The organism is Variovorax saccharolyticus (assembly GCF_030316765.1).
In the GTDB taxonomy this organism is placed as follows: Bacteria; Pseudomonadota; Gammaproteobacteria; order Burkholderiales; family Burkholderiaceae_C; genus Variovorax; species Variovorax saccharolyticus.
The window spans coordinates 105,970-132,241 of the sequence record NZ_JASZYT010000015.1; the positions used below are offsets into that span (position 1 = coordinate 105,970).

At 65.4% G+C, this 26,272-nt stretch carries 27 protein-coding genes; 11 read left to right on the forward strand and 16 right to left on the reverse strand.

What is annotated here, in order from left to right:
* Positions 1–73 precede the first annotated feature (73 nt).
* Positions 74–1,366, forward strand: coding sequence for a phospholipase D-like domain-containing protein (locus tag QTI45_RS32350; RefSeq protein ID WP_286657279.1), 1,293 nt, complete (start codon positions 74–76; stop codon positions 1,364–1,366).
* A 107-nt stretch (positions 1,367–1,473) separates the two neighbouring features.
* Here the strand turns inward: QTI45_RS32350 and QTI45_RS32355 are convergent, their stop codons facing one another.
* From QTI45_RS32355 to QTI45_RS32375, 5 genes are all read right to left on the reverse strand, one after another.
* On the reverse strand, positions 1,474–1,638 hold the full coding sequence (locus QTI45_RS32355) for a hypothetical protein (protein ID WP_286373022.1): 165 nt from the start codon (positions 1,636–1,638) through the stop codon (positions 1,474–1,476).
* Positions 1,639–1,934: 296 nt separating this feature from the next.
* The gene (locus tag QTI45_RS32360) at positions 1,935–2,381 is read right to left on the reverse strand and encodes a hypothetical protein (RefSeq protein WP_286657280.1); all 447 of its coding nucleotides are present in this window, start codon (positions 2,379–2,381) and stop codon (positions 1,935–1,937) included.
* Positions 2,382–2,511: 130 nt separating this feature from the next.
* Positions 2,512–3,315, reverse strand: coding sequence for a tetratricopeptide repeat protein (locus QTI45_RS32365; RefSeq protein ID WP_286657281.1), 804 nt, complete (start codon positions 3,313–3,315; stop codon positions 2,512–2,514).
* Positions 3,316–3,367: 52 nt separating this feature from the next.
* A complete protein-coding gene (gene ku / locus QTI45_RS32370; RefSeq protein ID WP_286373025.1) occupies positions 3,368–4,297 on the reverse strand; it encodes a non-homologous end joining protein Ku in 930 nt (309 codons plus the stop codon).
* Between the two features lie 138 nt (positions 4,298–4,435).
* Positions 4,436–6,868 (reverse strand): catalase, encoded by a 2,433-nt coding sequence (locus QTI45_RS32375; protein WP_286657282.1) that lies wholly within the window; start codon positions 6,866–6,868, stop codon positions 4,436–4,438.
* 259 nt (positions 6,869–7,127) lie between these two features.
* Between QTI45_RS32375 and QTI45_RS32380 the strand changes: the two genes are divergently transcribed.
* Positions 7,128–7,511 carry a hypothetical protein gene (locus tag QTI45_RS32380; protein WP_286657283.1) on the forward strand — a complete coding sequence of 128 codons (384 nt, stop codon included), beginning with the start codon at positions 7,128–7,130 and terminating at the stop codon, positions 7,509–7,511.
* A 750-nt stretch (positions 7,512–8,261) separates the two neighbouring features.
* Here the strand turns inward: QTI45_RS32380 and QTI45_RS32385 are convergent.
* The 4 genes from QTI45_RS32385 to QTI45_RS32400 form a co-directional block, all read right to left on the reverse strand.
* On the reverse strand, positions 8,262–8,687 hold the full coding sequence (locus QTI45_RS32385; RefSeq protein WP_286657284.1) for a hypothetical protein: 426 nt from the start codon (positions 8,685–8,687) through the stop codon (positions 8,262–8,264).
* 13 nt (positions 8,688–8,700) lie between these two features.
* Positions 8,701–8,976 (reverse strand): hypothetical protein, encoded by a 276-nt coding sequence (locus QTI45_RS32390; protein ID WP_286657285.1) that lies wholly within the window; start codon positions 8,974–8,976, stop codon positions 8,701–8,703.
* A gap of 128 nt (positions 8,977–9,104) precedes the next feature.
* Entirely contained in the window at positions 9,105–9,491 is a 387-nt protein-coding gene (locus QTI45_RS32395; protein ID WP_286657286.1) for a hypothetical protein, read from the reverse strand.
* Between the two features lie 146 nt (positions 9,492–9,637).
* Positions 9,638–10,606, reverse strand: a complete 969-nt coding sequence (locus QTI45_RS32400; protein WP_286657287.1) for a hypothetical protein — start codon at positions 10,604–10,606, stop codon at positions 9,638–9,640.
* 1,042 nt (positions 10,607–11,648) lie between these two features.
* On the opposite strand from QTI45_RS32400, the gene QTI45_RS32405 reads away from it, so the two are divergent.
* Positions 11,649–13,613: a sensor histidine kinase gene (locus QTI45_RS32405; protein ID WP_286373033.1), complete on the forward strand. Its 1,965-nt coding sequence runs from the start codon at positions 11,649–11,651 to the stop codon at positions 13,611–13,613.
* Positions 13,614–14,001: 388 nt separating this feature from the next.
* Here the strand turns inward: QTI45_RS32405 and QTI45_RS32410 are convergent, their stop codons facing one another.
* The 3 genes from QTI45_RS32410 to QTI45_RS32420 form a co-directional block, all read right to left on the reverse strand.
* On the reverse strand, positions 14,002–14,442 hold the full coding sequence (locus QTI45_RS32410; RefSeq protein WP_286657288.1) for a lipocalin-like domain-containing protein: 441 nt from the start codon (positions 14,440–14,442) through the stop codon (positions 14,002–14,004).
* A 158-nt stretch (positions 14,443–14,600) separates the two neighbouring features.
* Positions 14,601–15,053, reverse strand: coding sequence for a GNAT family N-acetyltransferase (locus tag QTI45_RS32415; RefSeq protein WP_286373035.1), 453 nt, complete (start codon positions 15,051–15,053; stop codon positions 14,601–14,603).
* A 49-nt stretch (positions 15,054–15,102) separates the two neighbouring features.
* Positions 15,103–15,390 (reverse strand): hypothetical protein, encoded by a 288-nt coding sequence (locus tag QTI45_RS32420; protein ID WP_286373036.1) that lies wholly within the window; start codon positions 15,388–15,390, stop codon positions 15,103–15,105.
* Positions 15,391–15,673: 283 nt separating this feature from the next.
* On the opposite strand from QTI45_RS32420, the gene QTI45_RS32425 reads away from it, so the two are divergent.
* The 5 genes from QTI45_RS32425 (at position 15,674) to QTI45_RS32445 (ending at position 20,793) form a co-directional block, all read left to right on the forward strand.
* On the forward strand, positions 15,674–16,345 hold the full coding sequence (locus QTI45_RS32425; protein WP_286657289.1) for a flavodoxin family protein: 672 nt from the start codon (positions 15,674–15,676) through the stop codon (positions 16,343–16,345).
* Between the two features lie 246 nt (positions 16,346–16,591).
* Complete coding sequence (locus tag QTI45_RS32430; protein ID WP_286657290.1) at positions 16,592–17,416, forward strand: transporter family protein; 825 nt, start codon at positions 16,592–16,594, stop codon at positions 17,414–17,416.
* A 39-nt stretch (positions 17,417–17,455) separates the two neighbouring features.
* On the forward strand, positions 17,456–17,767 hold the full coding sequence (locus QTI45_RS32435; protein ID WP_286373039.1) for a hypothetical protein: 312 nt from the start codon (positions 17,456–17,458) through the stop codon (positions 17,765–17,767).
* 19 nt (positions 17,768–17,786) lie between these two features.
* The gene (locus tag QTI45_RS32440; RefSeq protein ID WP_286657291.1) at positions 17,787–19,664 is read left to right on the forward strand and encodes an ABC transporter ATP-binding protein; all 1,878 of its coding nucleotides are present in this window, start codon (positions 17,787–17,789) and stop codon (positions 19,662–19,664) included.
* Between the two features lie 7 nt (positions 19,665–19,671).
* The gene (locus QTI45_RS32445; protein WP_286657292.1) at positions 19,672–20,793 is read left to right on the forward strand and encodes a phospholipase D-like domain-containing protein; all 1,122 of its coding nucleotides are present in this window, start codon (positions 19,672–19,674) and stop codon (positions 20,791–20,793) included.
* A gap of 62 nt (positions 20,794–20,855) precedes the next feature.
* On the opposite strand, the gene QTI45_RS32450 is transcribed toward QTI45_RS32445, so the two are convergent.
* Positions 20,856–21,452, reverse strand: a complete 597-nt coding sequence (locus tag QTI45_RS32450) for a hypothetical protein (protein WP_286373042.1) — start codon at positions 21,450–21,452, stop codon at positions 20,856–20,858.
* Positions 21,453–21,456: 4 nt separating this feature from the next.
* Positions 21,457–22,008 carry an OmpA/MotB family protein gene (locus QTI45_RS32455; RefSeq protein WP_286373043.1) on the reverse strand — a complete coding sequence of 184 codons (552 nt, stop codon included), beginning with the start codon at positions 22,006–22,008 and terminating at the stop codon, positions 21,457–21,459.
* Positions 22,009–22,230: 222 nt separating this feature from the next.
* On the opposite strand from QTI45_RS32455, the gene QTI45_RS32460 reads away from it, so the two are divergent.
* A complete protein-coding gene (locus QTI45_RS32460) occupies positions 22,231–22,920 on the forward strand; it encodes a hypothetical protein (RefSeq protein WP_286373044.1) in 690 nt (229 codons plus the stop codon).
* Here QTI45_RS32460 and QTI45_RS32465 read toward each other — a convergent pair.
* Together QTI45_RS32465 and QTI45_RS32470 are read right to left on the reverse strand one after the other, a co-directional pair.
* Positions 22,883–23,278: a hypothetical protein gene (locus QTI45_RS32465; protein ID WP_286657293.1), complete on the reverse strand. Its 396-nt coding sequence runs from the start codon at positions 23,276–23,278 to the stop codon at positions 22,883–22,885. The genes QTI45_RS32460 and QTI45_RS32465 overlap by 38 nt on opposite strands.
* A 3-nt stretch (positions 23,279–23,281) precedes the next feature.
* Positions 23,282–23,716, reverse strand: a complete 435-nt coding sequence (locus tag QTI45_RS32470) for a YidH family protein (RefSeq protein ID WP_286657294.1) — start codon at positions 23,714–23,716, stop codon at positions 23,282–23,284.
* A gap of 166 nt (positions 23,717–23,882) precedes the next feature.
* Here QTI45_RS32470 and QTI45_RS32475 point away from each other — a divergent pair, with 166 nt between their 5' ends.
* Positions 23,883–25,430 carry an arylsulfatase gene (locus tag QTI45_RS32475; protein ID WP_286657295.1) on the forward strand — a complete coding sequence of 516 codons (1,548 nt, stop codon included), beginning with the start codon at positions 23,883–23,885 and terminating at the stop codon, positions 25,428–25,430.
* A gap of 133 nt (positions 25,431–25,563) precedes the next feature.
* Positions 25,564–25,959 (forward strand): hypothetical protein, encoded by a 396-nt coding sequence (locus QTI45_RS32480; protein ID WP_286657296.1) that lies wholly within the window; start codon positions 25,564–25,566, stop codon positions 25,957–25,959.
* The last annotated feature ends 313 nt before the right edge of the window (positions 25,960–26,272 follow it).

Below are 26,272 nucleotides of genomic sequence, written 5' to 3' on the forward strand. Positions count from 1 at the left end.
CCAACGCGCACCACGGACGGCGGGCGCTGGGAAGTCTTCGCCTTACCATGGCCTCCCCGACCCTGGAGGGCCCGTGCCTGGCAATGTTCTGCAATTCGCTTCGTGGCCCAAGGCCCTCGCCTTGGGGCTGCTCGCCCTGAGCGTGATCCTGGGCCTCGTGATCTGGTCGATCCGTCGTCACCGCGATCCCAGGCTCGAGATCGACTGTGACGCTCCGATCGGTGAGCTCCTGCCTTCGATCGCGGGGCTCTCCCAGGGAACCGTCCACGAGGGCAATGCGGTCGAGCTGCTGGCGGACAACGCGTTCTTCGAGGCGATGTTCGAGGCGATCGGCAATGCCACGCACTCTGTGCACTTCGAAACTTTCCTATGGAAGGAAGGCCGGCTCGGCGCGCGTCTCGCCGATGCCCTCGTCGACCGCGGCCGGGCGGGCGTGGCGGTGCGCATCCTCGTGGACGCGGACGGTGGCAAGGCCATGGGGGAGGAGACGCCGCGTCGTTTGCGGGCGGCCGGCTGCCGCTTTCACTTCCATCACCCTCGCCATATCCGCAACATGGGGGTCTTCAATGACCGCGATCACAGGAAGCTGGTCGTGCTCGATGGACGTGTGGCGTTCGTCGGTGGCCATTGCATCGTCGACGGTTGGATGTGCGCGTCCGCGGACCGATGCGACGATGTGCGTGACCTGGGCGTGCGGCTGGAGGGACCGGCCGTGCACGCCGTGCAGGCCGTTTTCGCCGAGAACTGGATCGAGGACAGCGGCGAGCTTTTCCTTGGGGACGCGTACTTCCCACAGCTGCGGCGCGCCGGCGAGGTGGCCGTTCACGTGGCCAGCATCAAGGCCGAGGGCTCGCCGCCCGCGGTGAAGATCCTGCATCACCTGGTGATCTGCGTGGCGCGTGAGCGTCTCTGGATCCAGAACCCCTATTTCCTGCCGGACGACGAGGCCATCGAAGCGCTGTGTGCGACGGCACGCCGCGGGGTGGACGTGCGGGTGATGGTGCCGTCGGCGCAAGCCTCGGACATGCCGATGGTGCAGCACGCCGCCCACCACAAATTTCAGGCTTTGCTGGACGGCGGCGTCCGCATCTTCGAGTACCAGGACTGCCTGCTTCATCAGAAGGTGATGACCGTCGACGGCGCGTGGTGCGCGATCGGCTCGAGCAACTTCGACGACCGTTCGTTTGAGACCAACGACGAGATCACGTTGGGGATCAGGGACCCCGCGATGGCGCTGAAACTGGAGGAGGTGTTCCAGCGCGACATGCAGCACGCGGTGGAGCTCGACGCGGCCCAGTGGGCCCGGCGTGGCCTGTGGCACCGTGGCAAGGATGGTTTCTTTCATGTCTTCAACGAGTTGCTGTGAGTCCGGCCGGGGCGTGAAGGGTCACCCGGGTGCCGCGCGCGTGGCTCCAATGACGCAATCGAGCGCACGATCGGCATCCGCCGCTCCGCGCTCGGAAATCCCGTTCGCTAGTCGTGGTCGTCGGGGTGCGGCGAGTTTTGCGCCTTCTCGGATTGGACGGTGCCCTCTTCGACGTGGACGTCTGCGACCCGCAGCTGCGCCTCCGTCCGGGCCTGCTCGAGCAGCGCCTCGGAGGTCTCGTCAATCGGTTCGGTGGGGAGGGGCTGGGTCATGGAAATCTCCTGGTGGAGGCGCGAGCGTGGCGCACGCAGGGAGATGTTCTTGTAAGACGATGGCGGAAGTCAGTTGGCCCCTTGACGCCGACTCCTGCGCGCAGGCGGTCCGGGCGAAGCGTTAGGACGCCGCGGCTTGCTTGCGGCCGCATCCGGCGGCCGGCCGGTGGGGCAGGCGGGCGCTGCGCCCGGGCTCGGCCCTTGCACCCCGTTCTCCGACCGGTTCAGCGGCCTGGCCAGACTGCAGCCCGTGCCCCCGGCGCACGGAGGGAAAGGGCCGCGGACGTTCGATGCCGTTAGGCGCGCATCCGTTCCTTCACCTCGGCTTCGTCGCGAAGCGCGAGCCCGACGCTCGACAGGATCCCGCGCACCTTCGCCACCGTGCCGATGCCGATCTCTTCCATGCCCATGAGTTCGGCTTCGGTCGTTTCCGAAAGGTCCTCGACGCAGTAGATGTGGAGGCGATGCAGCGCCTCGCGCGTCTTCACGCGCATCGAGATCTCCGTGAGCGGGGTGTCCGGCTTGATCGGGGCCTGCCGGGTGCGCGAGTGGCCGCCGCGAGGGCTCCAGCTGAACGCATCGAAGGCGACGGTCGATGCCGCGGCGGCGCGGCCTTCGCGCACGGCGGCCGCGTGGTGGCATCTCGCCTGCAGGATGGCTCGGCGCAACGCCTGGAAGCAGGCCAGCAGCTCCGCGTCGGGCAGCTTGGCCAAGTCGTCGACCGAGCGAATGGTCTGGGTCATCCCGGAGCCTTTCAAAGCTACAACCCGCCCAGCATAAACGGTTCTCATTGCCATTGAGACCCGCACCGTGCATGCGCATTGGACGCCGAAGGCAAGCCGGGTTGCAACGCGCCCGGAGGCCGCCGTGTGGTTAGCGGGACAGGCGGCGGTAGGCGCTGTAGTGACGGATGGCGCGCTGCGGGTGACCGAGTTCGTCGTGCAGCCGGCCGGCGTTGAAGTGCGCATCGGCGAGGTCCGGATCCAGTTGCAGCGCGAGGTCATAGCTCTCGAGCGCGTCGCCGAAGCGATGCAGGTCCTCGAGGGCCACCGCGCGATTGAAGTAGAGCAGGGGCTCCTCGGGCCGCCGCGCGATGCCCTGCGTGAACAGACGAACGGCGGCGTCGCACTGGCCGCCCTCGCACAGCAGCGCCCCGAGATTGAGGTAGGCGCTCGTGAAGTCCGGTGCCAGGGCGATGGCCTCGCCATAGGCGTGTTCGGCGGCGGCGAGGTCGACGCTTTCGAGCGCCTCGGCCTGCGCGAAGAGTTCCGCCGCACAGGCCATGCGTTGAGGCGCCGCGGGGCATCGGGCCGTGGTTAGCGGGCGGATGACCGCCGGCGCGGGTGCCTCGGCCTCGACGCACACGTCGAAGGCCATCAGCAGCTGGCCCGTGTCGGCCGCCCATTGGGTGTCCCGGGTTCGGACCACGACCTCCTTGCCCACCGCGGTGATCCGCAGGCCCGACAGGGGCGCTTCGGCCGGCAGTTCGTCCTTCAGGCGCCGCAGCGATCGCAGGATCTTGGCGGTGGGAATGCTCGCCGCCTGCAACACATGGGCGGTGCGCAGCAGCACGACATCCTGGAACGAAAACAGGTAGGCCCGGCGCGCCCCTCTCTGGGGCTTCACGAAGCCCATCTCGACCAGGCGAACGATCGCGCTGCGGGAGAGGCCGAGCAACTCCTGAACGCTTCGAAGCGTGTGCGACGGCAGGGCGACCTCCCGCGGCGCGCTACTTGCGCGCCCGGCTGCGGGTGGGTGCGGCCACGGGTTCATCGGCCTTGGGGGCACGCCGGACGCCCTTGCGTGGCGGAGCGCCCAGCGCCGATATGTTGTCGGCCGCGGCGGGCTTGGCCGCCGGGGCCTTCGCGGCCGACGAGACCGGCTTGCGCTTCAGGCTGGCCATGAGCGCCTCGGTCAGGTCGATCACCTGGGCACCGGGCTCCTCCCCGGCGTGCGGGGCCTCCACCACCTCCTTGCCCTCGATCTTGGCGTCGATCGCGGCCAGGATGCGCTTCTTTTCCTCGTCCTCGAACATCGTCGGGTCGTAGGTGTCCTCGGAGATCTGGTCGATGAGCTGCAGGGCGAGCTTGAGTTCCGCGGGGGTCGGCTGGGTGTTCTCGATGTCGAGGTCGGCCAGCGAGCGCACCTCGTTCGCATAGAGCAATTGCTGCAGCACCAGGCCGTCCTCGGCGGCGCGCACCTGGACGACGTACTGCTTGCCCTTCCACGCCCACTTCGCGAGCGCGCATCGGCCGCTCTCGCGCATGGCGGCGCGCAACAGGCTGTAGGGCTTGCCGCCGCGCTTGTCGGGTGCGAGGAAGTAGGCCTTGTCGTAGTAGAGCGGGTCGACTTCCTTTTCGGGAATGAACGCGACGATGTCGATCACGTGGCTCGAGCCTTCCTCGAGGGCCTTGAGCTCCTCGGGCTGGAAGAGGACGTACTGGTCCTTCTCGAACTCGTAGCCCTTGATCATCTCGCTGCGGGGCACCACCGTCGTCATGTCCTTCTCGGACACGTACTGCTGCTTGACGCGGCTGCCGTCCTTGGTGAGCAGGTTGAAGCGGATCGCGTCCGAGGACTCGGTGGCGGAGTAGAGCTTGACCGGGATCGAGACGAGCCCGAAGCTCAGCGAGAGCGATGCGATGGAACGTGCGGCCATGGGGTCCCCGTGTCGCGCGGCGCGAACCGGCCGCTGGAATTGCGAACTTGCCACATCCGGCCGCGCAACGGAAGAGGCGGGCAGCGCGAACGGGCCGTGGCGAGCCGGGGCGCCCTCGTCGGGCGCCCCGAAACTCACTCACGCCTTGGGCGGATCGTTCTCGCGCCCGAAATGACGGGGCCCGCCGATCGCGCCGATGAAGTCAGCGATCGCCGCGTCCGCATCGCCGACATCGGCCAGGATCAGTCCGGGGTCCGCGGCGCCGTCGGGCAGTGTCATCGGAATCTGCGCCTCGGAAAGCAAGGCCTGCGAGGCGCCGAAGGCCAGGATGGTCTTGCAATGCCAGTATTGGGCGCGCACGAACTCGAGCGTGTGGGCGTCCGCGTCGAGTGCTTCCACCGCGCCGGCACCATCCGGCAGCACCAGGGCGTCGAACAGGAAGCCGGGCGCGTTCTCCATGGTGGCGTCGGCCGCGAACTTTTCACCGCCGATGCCGACATAGGTGCCAAGCCGCGCGCCGATGAGGCGCGGCACGGCGCCGGCGGCCACCAGTGCCGACACGACCTTGCCAAGCGAAGCGCCTTCGACGCCCTGGGCGACCAGCACCGCCACCTTGCGGGTGCGAATGCCGCCGTCGCCGGGCCGGGCCAGGAGCGACAACGCCGGTGAGCTTTCGATCTCCGGGGTCGCGGGATTCTCGAGGGCCTTGGGCAGTGGGGGCGGCAACTCCATCCCGAGATCCTGCGCCAGGCGCGCGGCCAGGTCGGGCGAGGCGTTGATCAGGCTGGCGACCATGCGTTCGCGGATGGCGGGCACGGTGACCTTGGAGAGTTCGAAGCGGAAGGCGTTGCCGATGTGCGCCTGCTCGACCTCGGACTGGCTCTCGAAGAACAGGCGCGCCTGGGTGTAGTGGTCCGCGAATTTCTCGGGCTTGATGCGGACCTTGTCGGCGCTTTCCTTGGCATCGAGGCGCCGCGCCACGCTCGTGAAGCCCTGGGCTGCGCCGGCCTGGAACGGACAGCCGCCGGCCAGTGAATTGGGTTCGTAGGCGACGCGGCCGCGGTGGATCGCCTGCCGGTGCATGCCGTCGCGCTGGTTGTTGTGGACCTGGGCGACCGGTGCGTTGATCGGCAGTTCGTGGAAGTTGGGACCGCCGAGCCGGCTGATCTGCGTGTCGACGTACGAATGGATGCGTCCTGCCAGCAGCGGGTCGTTCGTGAAATCGAGGCCTGGCACGATGTGGGCCGTACAGAACGCGACCTGCTCGGTCTCGGCGAAGAAGTTGTCGGGATTGCGGTTCAGCACCATGCGGCCGACCAGCTGCACCGGGACCAGTTCCTCGGGAATGATCTTGGTCGCGTCCAGGATGTCGAAGCTGAACTGCTCGGCCTGCTCCTCCGTGAAGACCTGCAGGCCCAGTTCCCATTCCGGGTATTCGCCGGCCTCGATCGCCTCCCAGAGGTCGCGCCGGTGGAAGTCCGGATCGGCGCCCGAGATTTTCACGGCCTCCTCCCAGACCTGGGAATGGGTGCCGAGCTTCGGCTGCCAATGGAACTTGACCAGGACGGACTCTCCCGCTTCGTTGACCATCCTGAACGTGTGGACGCCGAAGCCTTGCATCATCCGGTAGCTGCGCGGAATGGCGCGGTCCGACATCAGCCACATGAGCATGTGGGTGGACTCGGGCATCAGCGAGACGAAGTCCCAGAAGGTGTCATGAGCGCTCGCTGCCTGCGGCATCTGGTGGTGCGGCTCGGGCTTCACGGCATGCACCAGGTCCGGAAACTTGATCGCGTCCTGGATGAAGAACACGGGCATGTTGTTGCCGACCAGGTCCCAGTTGCCTTCGTCGGTGTAGAACTTGACCGCGAAGCCGCGGACATCGCGCGCCGTGTCCTTGGAGCCGCGCTCGCCCGCGACGGTGGAAAAGCGCACGAACACCGGCGTGACTTTCCCGGCCTCCTTGAAGGGCGCGGCCTTGGTGAGCTTGGTGAGCGGTTCGTAGCACTCGAAGAAGCCGTGCGCGCCGGAGCCGCGGGCGTGCACGATGCGTTCGGGGATGCGCTCGTGATCGAAGTGCGTGATCTTCTCGCGCAGGATGAAGTCCTCCAGCAGGGCCGGCCCGCGCGCGCCGGCCTTGAGCGAGTTCTGGTTGTCGGCGATGGCGACACCCTGGTTGGTCGTCAGCACCTGCCCGGCCGAATCGACCCGCACGCGGTCGAGCGTGTCGATCGTGGCGTTGACGCCTTCGAGGGCGGCCGTCCCCGTCTTGTTCGAGAAATTCTGCTCGGAGAGCGTGCTGGCGCCGGGCAGCCGCGACGGCGGGGGCACGGTGACACCGGCTGGGGGCGTCGCTGCATTTGCCTCGCCGTGTTCCAGGGGCTTGTTCGCGTTCGAAGGCATCCCGGCGGCCAGCGCCTGGGTGTCGATGGCCTTCTGGGTCGGCGGGTCTCCCTTGCCGGCGGCGGCAGGCGCAGGGGTGGCGGGAGCGCTATCGGTATTGCGCGCCGCGGCGTGGGCGGCGTCGAATTCAGAGGAGGGCGGGGTGGGGGGAGTCGGTTTTTTGGCCATGTCGGTCTCGGGAGGTGGGACCGGGAGGCTAGGCTTCGAGATCCGGGGGGCCTGTAGGAGAGAGGCCTCTCCCCGCGTCCTGTTTCTCGACGCCACCGCGTTCCACCTTCGGCGTGTGCGGATTTCGGAGGTCGCTCCATGCGCTGGGCGCACCGGGGCCGCCGCCCCATAATCCGAAAGTTTCTGGCGCGCCTTGAGCGCTCGATCGATGCCGAGGCAAGCGCCGTGGTGCCAACCGCCGCACGTTGGAGAACATGCGATGAAGACCCCGTGTCAGGAAGCGCTGGAGTACGTCCGAGCCCACCCCCGAGCACCGGGCGCCGCGGCGCTGGCGGCGATTTTTCTTGGAGCGTGCGACGACCTGCCCTTCAGCTTCCAGGCATGCAGAACGGCGATTGACGCCGAGCGGCCGGGACTGGCGATGCGAGTCATGAGCCAGCTTGCCGGCGAGCGCGATCGGGCGCCCCTGAATGCCATCGCCGCGGAAATGCGGGGCAGGTTCCCGCACCTGTGGGCCTGCGGAACCCAGCTGACCTGCACCCCGCGGCATGGCGTTGCTCACTTGGCCGCCGCGCCTGCGATGGCCACCGCTGCTGACCTGCTTGTCGATCGCGCGTCACCGCGACGCTCGGAATTTCACTGACCGCGTGCGCGATGTGGCGACCTTGATCTACTGGGCACCAGCGACCCTGCAAGGGGAAGAATCGGGCTGGAGTTCTCCTCCGGTCCGGGCGCCCACAGCGAGCCTCCGAGCAAGGGCAGGTGTGTCGGGTCGCCTCCCGGTCGTGCCTGACGTATTGGACTGCTGACTACAGTGAAACCTGCGGCTGGGCCACCGGAGAAATCAGAACGGATACGCTGGCCGGGCCTTCAACCAGGAGAAGACATGTCGTCCAGAGCTCCGTACCGACGCCACGCGCGGGAGTTCAAGATTCAGCGGTGCCAGGACATCCGCAGCGGCGCCATCGGCCGGCGCGACGCACGAAGAAGTACACCCCATCCACCAACCTGCTTCAGCTTTGGCTGACGCAGTACGACCGGGGGGAACTCAGCGCCGAAGAGGCAGAGGCATCGGTCAGACGGATTACGAAGCCAAGATCGAATCGCTCGAGCGCAAGGTTGGTCAACTCACCATGGAGCTGTACCTGGTCAAAATAGGCGCCACGCCTGCGCCTGGTGAGCGAAAGCGAGAACTCCTCGATCGTCACTGGCCGAAGCCTGCTCCATCCGACGGGGGTGCCAAGAGAACAGCACGTCTGCCGCATGACGTGCCCGGCATGCCTTGATTCGCATTGCCGAACAGGCGAAGTGTAGGTCGGTGGTCATGGGCGGCTCGGATGCCGCCATTGACGGCCTCATGCGACTCGGCCCGAAGACGCCTGCCCGGCTCCGGTCATTCGCCCATCACGCACAGCCAGTGCCACTGCACGACGCGATGGCTGCAGTACTTCGCGACGATGCGGTTGACCTGGTCCGTGGGGTCCGAAGGATCCCAGCGCCGCTCAACCCATTGCAGCGCCTCGTAGAGGTCGTTCGAATCGCCCGCCAGGTCGTACCTGTCCATCAAGGCGTTGCTGAGTTCGACGTTGGAAAGTTCGTCGCCGGTCGCGGCCTGGTTGCGCAGTGCATCGAAGTGGGAAGGCGCGTCGCTGGACGCATCGCCGTGGTGGGCCACGGGGTGCCTGATCGCTGCATCGACATTTCCGGTCTGGCCGCGCCAGACCAAGACCAGCAGGACGCAGGCGAGCAGCGCCACGACGTAGCGCGGCGAGCCGCGGGTCGCGGCCGCGTTCAGGTAGCGAAGGGATCGGTCGAACATGGACGAGCGCTCCTCAGAGCACAGGTGGCATCGTGCGGCGCGTCTCCTGCGCGCGATCCCAGGCCACGCTGCGGCGTTCCAGGTCGGCCGGATCGGAGGCTTCGGCGAGGAAGCGGTCGCGTGCCAGCTGTGCGTCGGCTCCGGCCACCCACTGGGTCACCTGGGCGACGGCCTTGCGCAGTTCCCCTATCAGCGCCGAGGCGTCCGGCATGCGGTTCGTGGTGTCGCGGCCGCCGTCGAAGACGTCGAAGCCGGCGTCGGAAGGCAGGAGGGGCTTGGCGGTGTTCATGGCGCTGTCCTTGTATCGATCAGCGATGGCTGCTCGTTGGCGCATGGTCGTCATGTTCGCGCCGCTCGGCGCGCCTGCGTTCAATAGTGACCGGCGAGCCCTGCCGTGGCCCGACTCGAGCCCGTGCCCTACTTCTCGTAGCGCACGACGCCGTCCCACCGCGACAGTTGCGCCGGCTCTTCAAGCTGCCTGCACTGGGCCTGCAACCAGCGCACGCGGGCGTCGTCCGCGCACCCGAGCGCGCCGAACGCCGCCTGGAGCGCCGGCAGGTCGGCGGCCTGGCGCAAGCCTTCCAGCCTGCGCAACAGGATTTCCCACTGCGCCGCATGGCCAGGCGACGACAGGCTGCGTGCGGGATCGATCACCTCGTAGACATCGAAGAGGGTCTCCATCCCGGTCAGGGCCACGCGCGCGGCCCGGACGAAGGGCGTGCGCGTCGCGTCCAGGAGCTTGGCCACCTCTTCGGTGACCAGCAATGGCGCATCGAGCCGGCCGGGCTTGGTGAGTGCCTCCACTGTGCGACGCGCAGTTGTGGCGCGGCCTGCTCAGGCAGTCGGGCCGACCGTGCACAAAGTCACGGCTTCAGGGTCGGTAGCTTTTGCCTGTGGGCGGTCGCACACGGTCGAACTCAGCCTGGCTAGGCTGCGCCAGAGAGAGTTGGTTAGTGAAACCAACTGAACTGATACCAGTTCGAGAACAGAATCCAGTGAATCAACTGGAAAGCGATCAGGCCCGTGGCGATGAATCCGCCCACGACGCCAGCGATAAGCATCGACCCCAAAAAAACCTTCAGGGCGCGCATACAGATGAGAACCCAGAAAGCCCCGGCGACGCGCACCCAGGTCGTATCGATTGGCTCGGGGTAACGGGCAAACTCAAGCACCCAATGTCCCAGGACCATGGTTCCAAGGAACCAGCCAACGACGCCAAGTCCGAGTGCGACCAGTGCCACGATGGAGCCTAGGTTCAGACCGTTCATCGCGTTGAGACTGGTCGCTGCAGAGTTGCCCGCCAAACTGCCATCGCCGACGGCGGTGGGCATGGAGCCCGAACCGGCCTTCCAGTCGTACTTGTGCCAGCTCATACGAGGCAGCTTGACCCACAGGATCACGAACAACACGAACGAAAGTACGGCGTACAAGGGAGATGCCCAGCCGCGGTAGTCGGCGACGCGCTGCGCAGCGGCCTCAATTCCTGCCTGATGTGCCTCGATGCGTGCTCTGCGGGCTTCGCGATACTTTTCCGTGAATGGTTGGACGCGCCACTCGCCATCCTTGAGAGTCACAAGGTGTGGGCCGGAGTGCGCTTTGTGTCTCGCCTTGTCCACGTACTTGCTTGCTGGAAGGTCCGTGTCATACGACACATCGCACAGCAGCGAGGTCTTGATGTCTACATCCGGCTTGCAGACGCCAACGCGAATGTTGGAGACCGTTTCCCCGAAGCCGCGAAGGATCAACACGCCTTTCGAGACGTTTTCCACGGTCGGCGGATGGGGCGGGAGTTCCCAGGTATGTTCGGGCGGCTTCTCAGCGGCTGCCGGCGCTTCGCTTGCGGCAAGGCACGCGCTGGTGCCGAAGGCGAAGATCAGGGGTAGAAGCAACTTCCACGTCTTGATTTCTGAGATTCTCATGTTTTCCGGTGAAGCAGCTTCTACGTAAGTAAATGTTACCTCAAGCTCTGGTGGCCCACGCAGCACGCGCGGCTGTGGGTTCGATCACGAAGCCAGCCGCAACAGCGCTGTAGCCCAGCGACGGACAGTTCACCTCGATGGTCGAGACCTTCAAGCAGCAAACGCCCTGGGCGACACACCGCTTGGTAGTTCCGAGAACGGGTATTTTCAGAACACGAGGCTTTGGATCGGCGGGAACAGCGACGTGCCAAGCCAGCACGCCGACCTGTTCTGCCGTCGTGGCGTCGCGACGCAATGACGCGACCGTCCAGCGTTAGATTCCACGATGCGCTTCGGGCGGGCGTGCACGTTCTTGCTCCCAGTACGCGAGGAGCGGCATCTGGCGCTCCCTCGGCTTGCCGGTCACTGTCGGAATGCCCCGGGGTTCCGCCTCAGCGCCGGGTCCAAGGTCCGTCTTCATCTGGCGTGTGAGCGCGCCCGACCGCTCGCTTGCGCCCGCGGCTTTGTCGATACAGGGATCCGCCCCTGCGCGCAAACAAGCTTCTTCCATGTCCATCGCGGGGTGGCAGAGTACACCGCAAGCCGGGCACTTGGAACGCGGTCCTTCACCACCATTGCGCCCGAAGCGCCGCGTTGTTCACGACGCGTCAGGTCCGGCGTGAGGAGGTCAAGATGACCCTGGGTTGCCACCGCAGGACCGAGTTGGTCGCGCCTTCCAACTCCACATTTTTTCGGCAGGGCGAAGCCGGCGCAACACCATGCAGATGGCCTCGCGCATCACGGGGTGGGCATCGACTCAATGGCTGTTCATCGGGCGCACCGTAAGCGAAGTGCCTCGCGAAATGCGTCGGTTCAACCCAGATGACCGACGATTCGGCTCCATTGACCGGCGGCTCCTGACGCAACTGGCCAAACTCGCCGGTCAATACGAAGGTCTACGACAGGTGGCACCATCCGACTGCTCGCTGGCAGACCGCGCTGTCCCTCCCTCTCGCGGGTAGGTGGCACAGACCCAGAGGCCAAGCCTCGGCAAGCCTTGCACGTGGACATCTCCACGCTTTCTTGCGTCCGCGCCGCGGTGGAGTACTCCATCCTTTGCCTGACCTTCAACTCTGGCCCGTCGTCGCTGTCGGCGGCGCAGTTCTCAAGTTCACCGATGAAACATTTCGCGTCCCGTCTTAAGCTCCATGCCGCGCTGCTGTGCCTGGCACTCGCGAGCATCGTTGCGATGACCGCCTACAGCGTCTTGCTCAACAGAGCTTACCTGCTGAAAGAGGCCAACAGCCGCGCCATGCAAACCTCTCGCTCGTTGACGGGCTTCCTCAGTATTTCCCAGGAGGGAATGAAGAACCGAATTGACGCTACCGCACGCAACATCGAGGCAGAGGGTTTGCCGCTTTCGGACCTCCGGGACCATCGAACCTTCGACCGCGTGGCCGTGGCGCTGGACTCTGCGTTCATCAAATCCGTGGTCCTTTTCGATTCGAAGGGCCAGGTCCTCACGGCCCGCGGCTCGAGCGACGACGAGCGAACGGTGGGCCAGGATGCCGCGCCGTTGCGCGCCCACCATCTCGCCCACCCCCTTGACAAGGGTGTTCATGCAGGATTTCCGACCTATTCGCCGGCAGCGCGCGACTGGGTCTTTCCACTGTCTCGCGGCCTCTTCAACGCGAACGGGCAGGCAGCCGGCGTTCTCGTGACCTATGTCGGCCTGAAGCACATGCGCACGCTCTACGAGCAGCTTGTGGCCGACGCAGACGCCTTCAGCATTGCGTTCGTCGGCGCGGACGGCCAACGCCTCGCCTGGCACCCCGACATCGCGAGTTCGGGCCACACCGCGGGGGAAGCAAGCTTCCCGCTGGAGAAACTCAAAGGGCGTGAAGGCAACTTCGACTACGTCAGTTCGGCGAACCAGGCGACGCACAGCTACGTCTACAGCTCTTTCGGCAGCCCCCCAACCTACCTGCTGGTGGGGTACTCGAAGAACTTGGTGCTGGCTGAATGGCAGCATGGCGCCGTGCTCCGAGGCCTTTTTGCGCTGGGGTGCACGCTGTTGTTGATGGCGGTTGCGTGGTTTGCCTACCAGGAAGGCAGAAGGCTCCAGAGCACCAACGCAAGCATCTCTGCGCGAAATGACGACTTGAGAGACCGGGTGGCGGACGTCCAAGCCTATCTGAAGGACACGACCGCCGAACTGGATGCACTGGCCTCGGTAGTTCCTCACGACCTGCGAAACCCCGCGCGGCAAGCTCGCGGCTACCTGGCGCTTGCGCTTCAAGACGCTGCTGCACAGGACAATCAAACCTTGAGAAGCCTGCTGGGGCGCGCAGATGACACCGTGCTGCAGATAGAAAAAGCCATCACCAAGGTTCTGGACCTCTCTGCAGTCAACCGGGAACTGATGGAGCCGCAGCTTTGCGATTTCACTGTGATGGCGCATCAAGCGGTCGATCAGATTCGCAAGGTCCAAGCGAATCGCAGGGTGTCGGTGAACATTGAAGCAGGAATGATGGTCGTGGCAGACTGCGGGCTACTGCAGTTGGCGCTCGACAACCTCATCGCCAACGCCTGGAAATTTACGGCGGACCAACCCAATGCCGAACTGCACGTGGGCAGGCAAACCGAAGGCGGCCGGATGGTCTTCTTCGTGAAGGACAACGGCATGGGGTTCGACCCGACGAAGAGCGACGTTCTCTTTGAGCCGTTCCAACGCTTGCATGATCGCCCTGAGCTTGAAGGGGCCGGGGTGGGTCTGGCCACGGTGCGCCGCGTCATCAGCCGGCACAAGGGCCGCATATGGGCGGAAGGGACAGTCGGTGGCGGCGCGACATTCTGGTTCACGCTCGCCGATGACGCGGCCACCGCGGCGTCAGGTGACTTTGCCGGTGGCCCTACGGCGAACAACCATGCAGTGCGACTCCGGGAGGAGACCGCAGGGCCAGACGGTGGCGTGGAGGGGCCCAACTCGCTGGGCGCTTCGCGGAATGAGGACGCTCGTGGCCCTTGAGAGCGTCATTGAAACGATGGCGAGTAGCCGCTTTCCGCCGGCTTCTTCGCGCCCGAAGGGCACTTGTTGCTCAACCATTGCAAGCCCGCGATCGTCGCCGTTCGTCAGTTCGTTCGCCTAAACTGCCGTGGTGGTTTTGGCCGGTGGTGCTCTGGTGCATCACGATGGACGCGATGCTGCTCTGCATCCTCGTGATACTCGCGAACGAGCGTTAGGACAAGGGACAGCGAAACGGCCTTGCCTCAGATGCCAATGTGGACATGAACCACCGGATTCAAGAAGAAAAGGTGCATGGTCAGTTCGAGAGGAGGGTCGGTGAGGACCGAAGTCGGAAGATCCGGCGCTGGCCGTCTCCGACGCTGAAGTCGGCTTGAATCAGGTAGGCTGGTCAATCCGATCCCCGCCGCCAGACCAGGGTCAGCACGACCTCGACACCTCGGATCATCATTGGCTCAGTGTAAAGGGTCAGTTCGTTCCCCTGAAGCATGACGAAGCGCTCCACGCTTCCGCCTTGCCAACTGGGGAGGCGAGCGACGTCCGTGTAGTGGCGGACTGTCGACGTGGACTCGTCGAACTCATATCTGCCTGCATAGGCTTCGAGGCCTTCGAATGCCTCTTTGATTTCCTCCGGGGCCCCGCCGGTGGGGTCCGCGGACACGAAACGTCGCCGGTCTGGTTTGGTCAATACCGCAGCAACGTGACCTTCCGCTGTGTAGATGAGACGCCCTGTCGGTGTCGGGCCCCAGGGCTCGCGAATTTCGCTGCCGTCGGTGCGCCGTACGACGAACGAGATCAGAAACCAGGTACCCACAAGGTCATGTGCATTCATCGCGTGCTCCCAATTCCATGCGCCTTTCAGGATGCCGGCTTATGCTGGCAATTGAGGACATCGATTCCGGGCCTTGTTTTGAGGCATCAAGAAGGGCACGGAAAGGTGTGGTCGACCGGCCGGTGATGGCGCGAGCGGGACCAAACACACGTTCGACGTCATCTGAGAAGATACTCAAGCACCTCGTCGTTTAGAGCATCGAAAGCTCCTGTGGGAATCCAGCCGAGATGTCTGTAGAAGCCATGAGAGCGAACCCTCGGGTCGGTCGAGCACCCGAGGAAGAGCCGCGTCACACCCGTTCTTCTGAACTCATCCACCACCAAACCGAGCAGGGCCTTGCCGATGCCGAGGCCTTCGTATTCGGGTAGCAGTGCCAGCACGCCGACTTCGCCCGTGTCTCGAACGCCAAAGCAATAGCCAATGACTTTTTGGTCGAAGAGACCAACGAACCCAAACAACAAGCCCGTACGGATGTCCGCCTCCCAGCTTTCAGGCGTCACACCGATGGCGCCCAACTGTTCCGGAGAGAAGGCGTTCTCCCGTGTCATGCCTCGCAGGTCGAAGCAGGCAGGCGTGTCTTCAGGGACAGCATTTCGATAGACGACGTTCATGGCATGCCAGCGAAAGTAAGCTCTTGCCGACTTCGGACGGTGCGGCAATCTACCTCAAGAACACGGCCAGGAACACCCCACCGACCAAGGCGCAGTGAGCGGCCACGGCAAGCGGCAACTGGCGCGGGCCGCGTTTTCCCAAGCGTGGCGATGCTCGCTTTTGAAGTTGCAGTTGGTTCGCATAGTCGCCATGCGGGGCGAGCAGCGCACGCACACGGTGGCTGTGCATGCTCTTGACTTGCAGCCGCCAGGCCGATGGTGAAGGCCGGGAAGCTGATGTGAAAGTGATCACGAACCCGAACGGGATTCGCGAGAGGATCACGGCGTCGCGCGTCATGAATGCTTGGCGTGCGGACCTTGCCAAGCCGACGTGCAAGTGGCCATGGCCGCCCGTCGGATCTTCCCATAGACCCGTCGCGACCCGGTATGGGGCCGAAGGGCAGTCCAATTGCCTCAAAGGGCAAAAACCGGCCATGGACCGCCCGAGCCATAGACAGCGATCCGCGACTGCACGCATAGTGGGGGCATCACTCGGAACCTCGAAAGCGAATCAATGATGCGCATTTTCTGCCTACCGGCGTCCGGTCTTTTTGGCTTCGGGCCCACGTCGAAAGCCTGAGATGGCCGATTCGGCACCCCCATCGGTCCTGATCGTCTACTACACTTACAGCCAGCAGACGTTGAGCGTGGCTGAATCCATGGCGAGTCGACTGCGCGAGCGCGGCTGCAGGGTGCAACTCGCCAAGATCGAGTTCACAGACCCGCGTTACGCCCCCCGGTTCTCTCAGTTTCCGCTGCGACATGCCTATCGCGACATTTTCGGGATGGTGCTTCCGCAGTTTCGCGGCGTGACAGGGCAGATCCGCATTCCGGACGTGGCAGGCGCGGGACGCTACGACCTGGTCTGCATCGCCTCGCCGACTTGGTGGCTGCACCCCTGCATGCCGATACGTTCGTTCCTGGAGTCGGACGCGGGTCGCAAGCTCATCGGCGGCAAGCGTTGTGCCGCAGTCGCGGTCGCCCACCGCTATTGGCGCGACGACCTTCGGATTCTCAAGAAGCTCATCGTCAAGCAAGGCGGCGACTACCTGGATGGCAGCCATTTCACCGCCGGTGGCGGCCCGGTGGACTCCATGCTGGCACTCTTGAGCTACTTGTCGACAGGGGTGACCAAGGAGCGGTACCTCGGCTTCAGGATTCCGCCAGCGACGCTTCAGCCCAGCTATGTCGATCAGTCCCGGGCCTTTGCCGATCGACTCGCAGATCGTCTGGCACCCCCGAAAAGTTGGTAGCGCAAAGGGAGTGCCTGGGACGTCATGGCACGCCGGCCCCAAGCTGCCCTGTCGAGGTACCGTCAGGGCAGCTTGCGCATGGGAAAGTGCAGCCGGTTCGGCTTGCCCTTTCGGGCAACGAGATTGCCCTTTGCCATGATTTACGAATGTCCTCGATTTCGCGACCATCCTCCAAGTCGTGCGGCCCGACCAAGTTTTGTGCTCGTCCCAGCCGAGGCCGTCGGACCATTTTCAGGGCCAGCAACCATGCAATCGAGCTTTCATTCGCCAGCAGTTCGCGCCAGTGCAGCGCTGGGAGCCGCATTGTTTCTGGCGGCGCCAGCGCGCGCCGAACTCAGCGCCGAGGAACTTGCCAAGCTGGCGCAGAACCCGGTCGGCAACCTGATCAGCGTACCGTTCCAGAACAACACGAACCTCAACTACGGTCCCGAGAAGGGGACCCAGAACGTGCTCAACATCCAGCCGGTGATCCCGATCTCGGTCAATTCCGACTGGAACGTCATCACCCGCACCATCCTGCCGGTGATCTCGATGCCCGCCCTCGGGCCGGGCATCGGCAGCCTCAATGGCGTCGGCGACGTGGTCTTCACGGCCTTCCTGTCGCCGGCCAATCCCGGCAAGTGGATCTGGGGAGCCGGTCCGGTGGTGCAGATTCCGACCAACAGCGACTCGGAACTGGGCAACAGGAACTGGGGCCTGGGGCCGGCCTTCGTCGTGCTGCACATGGACCACGGCAACCCGTGGGTCTTCGGCGCACTGGCCAACAACATCTGGTCGGTCAGCAGCAGCAAGCAGGGCGGCTCGTACAACAACGGCACCCTGCAGCCCTTCATCAACTACAACTTCCCCAACGGCTTCTACCTGACGAGTGCGCCGATCATCACGGCCGACTGGAAGGCCGAGAGCAGCCAGCGCTGGACCGTGCCGCTGGGCGGCGGCATCGGCAAGATCTTCCACCTGGGCAAGCTGCCCGTGAACACCCAGCTCTCGGCCTACTACAACGTCGTCAAGCCCGACAACGGCCCCAACTGGCAGATCCGGCTGCAGGCGCAGTTCATGTTCCCCAAGTGATCGGCCGCTTGCCGGCCACCTTCTTCATCAGGAGTCCCCATGCCTTTCGTCCATCGCTCCCCCGTCGCAGTCCTGGCCCTGGCCGCCCTCGCCACCGGCTGCGCCAACTACCAGCCGCCGAAGCCGATCATCGGCGGCTTCATGTCACCGCAGGTCTCCCGCAGCAGTTGCATCGACGCGGTCTCGCGCGAGCGCAAGGTGGCCAAGGAAGACGTGAAACCGCTCTACGACGCTCAAACGATGGAGCAGGGCTTCTACGTGGTCACGTTGAGCATCGGTGCGGGCCAGCCGAACATCAACTGCACCGTGAACGAGAACGGCGTGGTTTCCGACGTCATCCGCGCGCGCTGAAGCAACACGACGCCCTCGCATGTCCACGCCAATAACGGCCGCCAGGTCCGACGCCAAATCCGGCGCCAAGCCCGCCACCAAAGCCGGCGAGAAGGCCGCCATGCGCGGCCTGATCCTGCAACTGGTGCGGCCCTACCACGCCTGGCTCGCGATCGTGCTGGTCGCGATGGTGGTCGAGGTGCTCATGAGCCTGGCCGCGCCCTGGCCCCTCAAGCTGGTGCTCGACGATGCGCTCGGAACGCACCATCTGCCGGCCTGGCTCGAGTGGGCGCACCAGCTCGGCATCGGCCGCCACACGCTGGGCGTGGCGCTGTTCGCCGGCATCGCGACCCTGGCGATCGCGGTCATCGGCGGCATCGCGAGCTACATCGACAACTACTACACGACCAGCATCGGGCAGTGGGTGGCGAACGACCTGCGCCTGAAGATCTACGAGCACCTGCACCGGCTGTCGCTGGGCTTCTACGACACCGCCAAGACCGGTACCTTGATGTCGACCATCACCAGCGACGTTGCGACGGTGCAGAACTTCGCCTCGTCGTCGACGCTCGGCATCCTGGTTGACATCGTCACGATCGTCTTCATGCTGGGCCTCATGGTCTGGCTCGACTGGGACTTCACCTTGATCGCGGTGGCGGTCATGCCCTTCCTGCTGCTGTTCGTGTTCCGTTTCAAGAACGCGGTGAAGAAGGTGACGCGCGACGTTCGCGTGCGCCAGAGCGAGATCGTCGCGGTGGTGCAGGAAGGTCTGGGCCAGGTCCGCGCCGTGAAGGCCTTCGGCCGCCAAGACCTGGAAGTGGCGCACATGGAAGCCGCGAGCCACGCCAGTACCGAGGCCGCGCTGCGCGCGCGCAAGGTCAAGTCGCTGCTGTCGCCGGTGGTGGCGGTCGTGGTGGCGCTGTGCACCGGCATCGTGCTCTGGAAGGGCACGGCGCTGATCATCGCGGGCACCATGACGGCCGGCGCCCTCACGGTCTATCTCGCCTACCTGAGCAAGTTCTTCAAGCCGGTGAAGGACCTCGCAAGCATGGCCAGCACCATCGCGCAGACCACCGTGGCGTTGGAGCGCATCCAGAAGATCCTCGGCGCTGACGACATCATCCGCGAGCATCCGAACGCGATCGATCCGGGCCGCACGAAGGGCGAGATCACGTTCGAGAACGTCGCCTTCGGCTATGGCGCGGACGAGGGGCTGGTGCTGCGCGACGTGTCGTTCAACATCAAGCCGGGCCAGGTGGTGGGCATCGTCGGGCCGACCGGCAGCGGCAAGTCGACCGTCGTGAGCCTGATGCCGCGCTTCTACGACCCGGGCGGCGGCCGGGTGCTGATCGATGGCGTCGACATCGCGACCCACAAGCTCGCGTCGCTGCGTTCGCAGATCGGCTTCGTGCTGCAGGAGACGGTGCTGTTCCGCGGCACCATCGGCGAGAACATCGCCTATGGCAAGCCCGGCGCCACGCAGGAGGAGATCGTGGCCGCCGCCAGGCTCGCCAATGCCGACGAGTTCATCAGCCGCATGCCGCACGGCTACGACTCGCTGGTCGGCGAGCGCGGCGACACGCTCTCGGGCGGCCAGCGCCAGCGCATCGGCATCGCGCGCGCCGTGATCCGCAACAGCCCGATCATGATCCTCGACGAGCCGACCGCCGCCCTCGACACCGAGTCCGAACGGCTGGTCATCGAAGGACTGGAGCGGCTGATGCAGGGCCGCACCGTGATCATGATCGCGCACCGCCTGAGCACGCTTCGCAACGCCGACAAGATCATCGTGCTGAAAGACGGCATCGTGGTCGAGGAAGGCACCAACGACGAACTGGTCGCGCAGGGCGGCGTCTACGCCGAGCTGCACCGGATTCAATACGACACCCCGCCGGCCACCGCGGCCGCGCCCGCCTGAGGAAATCATGTCCCACAGATTGATCGTTCTGCCCGATGACACCGCCAAGCCGATCCTCGATGCGATAAATTCGGCCAAGGTGGCGCTGAACATCCGCATGTTCCTGTTCACCGACGAGACGCTGCTCGGGGCGGTCATCGCCGCCAAGCAGCGCGGCGTGAACGTCCGCGTCATGCTCAACCCGGCGCGCCGCACCGGCGAGACCGAGAACGAGGCATCGCGCAAGGCGCTGGTCGAGGCCGGCATCGAGGTGCGCGACAGCAACCCGAAGTTCGACCTGACGCACCAGAAGTCGATGGTGGTCGATCACCAGACCGGCTTCGTCGAATCGCTCAACTGGGAGCCCAAGGACCTGACCGAGACACGCGACTACGCGGTCGTCACGACGCACGACCTCGAGACCCGCGAGATGGTGGCCTGCTTCGATGCCGACTGGGCGCACGAGGACTTCACGCCCCACCCCGAGTCGCGCCTGATCTGGTGTCCCGACAACGGCCGCCAGCGCGTGGCGGCCTTCATCGACGGTGCGCAGCACTCGCTGTGGGTGCAGAACGAGCGCTACCAGGACACGGTGATCATCGAGCGCCTGGTGCGCGCGGCGACGCGCGGCGTCAAGGTACACATCCTGACCAAGCCGCCGCATTCGCTCAAGGCCGAGAAGCTGATCGAGGGCGTGGGCGGGCTGCGGATCCTGCAGGACGTGGGCGCCAAGGTGCACACCATGAAGCACCTGAAGCTGCACGCGAAGATGATGCTGGCCGACGGCAAGCGGGCCATCGTGGGCTCGATCAACCTGGCGCCGGGCAGCTTCGACGGCCGGCGCGAACTGGCGATCGAGACCGACGACCCGACCACCGTGCTGCGCTTGCAGCAAACCGCGGAGCGCGACTGGGCCTCCTCGCACAAGATCGACCTCAGCGACGCCGGCCTGCTGAAGGACCTGCAGAAGCGCAACCTCGATCCGGGCCATCTGGTGCTCGACGGCAGCGCGCCGCAGGACGAAAAGCACCGGCACGCGGAGGATGCCAAGGCGGGCAAGGCCGGCAAGGCGGGCAAGGCCGATGACCAGGCCGAGGCGAAGGACAATGCCGTGCCCGGCGCCAAGGCCGGTCACAAAAAGCACCACTGAGCCAGTGGACGGCGCTCGGGCCGCTGCCGCGGCCGGCCTCGTTGCTGCGGACTCGTCCGCATTTAGTAGGGCGGCTGCACCACCGTGTAGTAGACGCCGTTGGCACCATAGAAGGGTTGCAGCCAGGTCGATCCCACCTGGTAGTAGGTGACGCCGCCCTGCGTGACGACCGACGCATCGGGCGGGATGGTCGCGTAGTTCACGCCCATCTGGTAGACCGGATAGCCGGGCCGCGCCGCCGTGGCGATGGCCGCACCTGCGGCCATGCCGACCACCGCACCCGCGGCCACGGCGCCCGCGCAGTCGTAGCAGCCCGCGTGGTAATACGGCACCGCCACCGGCGCGTGATAGGGCGCGTAGCCGGCGTAGCCGTAGCCGGGCGGACGGTAGGCGCTGAAGCCACCGGCTGTGGTGTGGACGGCACCGTAGCCGGCCACGCCGGTGGTGGTGCCGCCCCACGCGTTGGTATGGCTGGTGGCGCCATCCCAGCTGTGCGAGGTGGTGCCGCCCCAGGCGTTGGTATGGGTGGCGCCGCCCCAGCCGCCCGAGGAATGGCCGCCGAAGCGGTTCGCACGGGCCCAGGCGTTGGCCTCGGCATGGAAGCCCGAGGCGAGCAGTAGGCCCGCGAGCAGTGGCAGCAGCACCTTGAACGATGCCATCGGGTCAGGGACGGCTGGCGGCCGAGATCACGATCTCCACGCGGCGATTCTTGGCCTTACCCTGCGGCGTGGCGTTGCTGGCCACCGGGCGCGCGTCGCCGAAGCCCTGGGCCGAGATGGTGGCCGGTGGCACGCCCTTGGCCGTGAGGTAGCGCACCACGTCGTCCGCGCGCGCCGACGACAGCTCGAGGTTGGACGGGAAGCGGCCTCGAAGCCCGGGTCCGATCGGCTCATTGTCGGTGAAGCCCTGGACGATGATCTGTTGCCCCGGCAGGTTGGCGAGCGTCGGTGCGATCTTCGCGAGCGTCGCCTCGCCCTTGGGGCTCAGGCGCCAGCCGCCTTCGGGGAACAGGATTTCATTGACCATCGTCACCTTCAACTCGTTCTGCAGCTGAGTGATCTGCGCCTGATCGGCGCTCAACTCGCTGGATAGCTGAGTGTTGAGCGCGGCGTAGTTGTTCGCCTTCTGGACCTCGGTGTCGTAGGTGCCCTTGGTGACGCAACCGGTGGCGAGGACGAGGGCGCAGAGCGCAAGGCTGAGCTTGTTGAGTTTCATGATGGACCCCTTGGCGTTGGAGATGGAAAGTCGCGCGTTGAAGATCGGACGATGTGTGTGCGCCCCCATCTTGAGTCGCGTGGAGCTCGAAGGGAATCGGGGAGAGGGGCAATCGGACTGCCCGAAAGGGCAAGGCTGTTGCCTCGAAGTGCAGGCGGATGGTCTGGTGGCCGGCGAGGTATGGACGAGCGCAGGCCGAGCGTGCAAAGTCGGTGCCACGCCATGGAAATCATCAAGTTCATCCGCTCGCTCGAAGACCTGCTCTACGAGGTCATGACCTGGCTGCTGTTCTATCCGCGCACCTTCTGGCGCGTGCTGGTGGCTCCGCAGGCGGTGGCGGCGCGCGCGCTGGCCGACCTGGACGACCGGGCAGCGACGCGCTTCGCGGGACTGGTGAGTCCGCCGCTGTTCCTTATGTTGACGATCCTGTTCGCGCACGGGGTCGAGATCGAGATCCACGACAACGTGCTCGCGCTGATGGGTCAGTCGGGCTTCGCGCAGCGCGTGACCGCCAAGGAGACCAATCTGCTGATCTTCCGCGTGATCGGCAACAGCATCGTGCCTCTGGTGATGGCCTACGGCTTCGTGCGCCGGCAGGGGCTCGAGGTCGACGCCATCACCCTGCGCTCGCCGTTCTACCTGCAGTGCTTCTTTTCCGCGCCCCTGGTCGTGACCGTGGCCATCGCGACGACCCTGCATCGGGCGGGCAACGATGTCGCAGCCGGCGTCATGGCGGGAGTCGGCGGCGCCTGGTACCTGGGCGTTCAGGGCGTCTGGTTCGCACGCCGGCTGGCGGTCGACCGATCGCGGGGCTTCGCCATCGCGCTCGGACTGTTCGCGGTGTCGCTGGTGATCGTGGCGGTGGTCGGCGTGGTCATTTTCGGGTTGGGGCGTGGTGCAGGACTCGGTTGACGACGCTGCGGAATACCAGGTAGGGCAGTACCGCGAGCAGCAGCGCCACCAGCAGGGCTTCGAAGGGATAGAACCAGTGCAGCACGATCACCTGGTAGATCGCGTCGGCCACGATGGCGACACAGAACACCTTGCCGATGTGCGTCCAGCCTTCGCGCAGCAGGCCCGGTCGATGCACCGGATCGCGGACCAGTGCGCTGACATAGTAGGGCCGGCCCTCGCGTGCGTCCTGCCGGCCGGCGCGCCAGGCGAAGAAGATGGCGACGCAGGGCTGCAGCACGAAGCGGAAGGCCAGCGGCACGTGGCGGCCGCTCGTGATGTCGGCCCAGGTGCGCATGAAGGGCTCGAAGATCTCCATGCCTCAGATGAAGCGGCGCAGGATGCTGAAGAACATCAGCAGGCCCGCGGTCGACATGATCAGCGCGATCACGAGCGAGGGCTGGGCCAGGCGGAACTGCTGGCTCTGGTTGAGCGACTTGAGCCGCGCCCAGTATTCGATCGTGCCGACCACGATGCTGACCGTACCCAGGCCGGTCAGGAACAGACCGACGTTGCGCGCAGCATTGGCGCTGTGGAGCTGGCCGCCCTGTTGTTGGAAGGCCTCCATCACCTTGTAGATCGTGAAGCCGAAGCTGATCATCGACAGCCCCGTGCGCACCCAGGCCATCAACGAGCGGTCGGCGGCCATCAGCGTGCGCTCGAGGGCGAGGTCGGTGCGGATCTGCGCCAGTTCGTCCGAGGTCTTCGGGCGCGGCGGGTCCGAGTCGGCGGGAGGGGGCGTGGATGCGGTGTTCATGGGCGGCTCATGACTATGCATGCCGGGAGGCGCTTCGTCCATGCTTGCGGACGGCAAATCGCCTCACTTGCCCTTAAGGGCAAGCCCGTTGCCCCTTGGCCCTATTTGCAGTCCGCGCCACGCCTGTCAGGATGGCCAGCGAACAGTGAACCAACCGGAGAGACGCATGGCTGACAAGGCCCCCAACATCATCATGATCATGGCCGACGACGTCGGCATCTGGAACCTCAGCGCCTACCACCGCGGCATGATGGGCGGCAGCACGCCGAACATCGACCGTCTGGCCAAGGAGGGCGCGCTGTTCACCGACTACTACGGACAGCAGTCCTGCACGGCGGGGCGCGCCGCCTTCATTCTGGGCCAGACGCCGTTTCGCACCGGCCTGTTGAAGGTCGGCATGCCGGCCGCCAAGCAGGGCCTGCAGGACAAGGATCCGACCATCGCCGAACTGCTCAAGCCCCTGGGCTATGCCACGGCGCAGATCGGCAAGAACCACCTGGGCGACCGCAACGAGTACTTGCCCACGGTCCATGGCTTCGACGAGTTCTACGGCATCCTGTACCACCTCAACGCGATGGAGGAACCCTACGACGGCGAGTATCCGAAGGTGCCGGGCTTCCACGAGCAGTTCGGTCCGCGCAACGTCATCGAATCCTTCGCCACCGATGTCGACGACCCGACCGAGGAGCCGCGCTGGGGCCGGGTCGGCAAGCAGAAGATCAACGACTGCGGCCCGCTGCCGCCGCACCCGGGCATGGATCCGGCGGCGAAGTTCAGCATGGAGGACGTCGACGCCGAACTGGTGCGGCGCTCGGTCGACTTCATCGACCGCTCCGTGAAGGCCGGCAAGCCCTTCTTCCTCTGGCACAACTCGACGCGCTGCCATGTCTGGACGCACCTGTCGGAGAAATGGAAGGACAAGAGCGGCTTCGGCCTCTACGCGGACGCGATGATGGAGCTCGACTGGGTGGTCGGCGAGATCCTTCAGAAGCTCGACGACGAGGGCATCGCCGATGAGACGATCGTGCTGTTCACCAGCGACAACGGCGCCGAGATCTTCAGCTGGCCGGACGGCGGCAACCACCCGTTCCGCGGCGAGAAGGGCACCGTCTTCGAGGGCGGGTTCCGCGTGCCGATGCTGGCGAAATGGCCCGGCGTGATCCAGCCCGGAACCATCGTCAACGAGATCATGGCGGCCGAAGACTGGCTGCCGACGCTGGTCGCCGCGGCCGGCGAACCGAAGGTCAAGGAAAAGCTGCTGACCGGCTACAAGGCGGGCGAGAAGACCTTCAGGAACCATCTCGACGGCTACAACTTCAAGCCTTACTTCCAGGGCGGTTGCGAGGGCCCCGGGCCGCGCCACGAGTTCTTCTACTTCAGCGACAACGCCGACCTGATGGCGGTGCGCTACAACGCCTGGAAGGTCAGTTTCAAGACCATCGAGGGCAACCTCTTCAACGGCAAGCCCGATTCGACCAACGTGCCGCTGGTGACCAACCTGCGGCAGGACCCGTGGGAGCGTTACCAGAGCGAAAGCCTGCTGTATGGCCGCTGGTGGGGCGAAAAGCTCTGGACCATGATTCCCGCGGTCGGCATCGTGGGCCGCTTCCTGGCCACTTTCGGGGAGTACCCGCCGAGCCAGGTGTCGGGCTCCTTGAGCGTGGAGAAGGCCCTGCAGATGCTGCAGGAAGGAAGCCGGGGCAGTGGCACGTGACACATCAATGTTGACAGGGCACTTCATGGGTCCTGCCGATTGGCTGAGACCCTCCATTGAACAGGTCAAAGCTTTGATCGTTTCCTCGGGAGGACCAGTCCACACTCCCATTCACACTGAACTGGAGTAATCCATGACCCGACTTCTTCGTTACCTCGTTCTCGTGCTTGCCGCACTGGCTGCAGGCTGCGCGAACAATACGCTGAACAACGACAACCTTGCGATCGCCGCCGGTTTCAAGGTCATCACGCCGGTCAAGCCCGATCAGCAGGCCATCCTTGCGAAGCTCCCGAAGGACAAGGTGTCCCCGGTGACCTATAACGGGACGATGTACTACGTGATCCCGGATTCGTTGAACAACCTGGCTTATGTCGGGGGCGCGGCCGAGTACCAGGAATATCAAAAGTTGCGGATCGCCAAGCAGTTGAGCAACAACAACCTTGAGGCGGCGCAGATGAACCAAATGGACGCCGTGGGCTTGGGCGGCTGGGGCGGTGGCGTCGCCTTCGTTGGCGGCTTCCGCAGGTAGCGCCGAAACGGCGTGACGATGCTTCGCCTCCGGATCACGGGGGAGAGCTCGACGCGTCATCGTCGCGCTTTCCATCATCGGCGTGGACCTCCCTCGGCGAAAGCCGGCTGGTGCGAGTGGTCCAGCCGGACCGCCACGCCTTCTACGAGCGCCGGGCCGACGCCGCCGGTCGACGGCGCCGGCTGAGCGGCTTGTCCGTCAGGGCGCCGGCACGACCTCGTAGTACACGCCGCTGGAGCCGAAGTAGGGCTTGTACCAGGTCGGTCCGGCCTGGTAGTAGTTGACGCCGTTCACGACCATGCTGCGCGCGCCA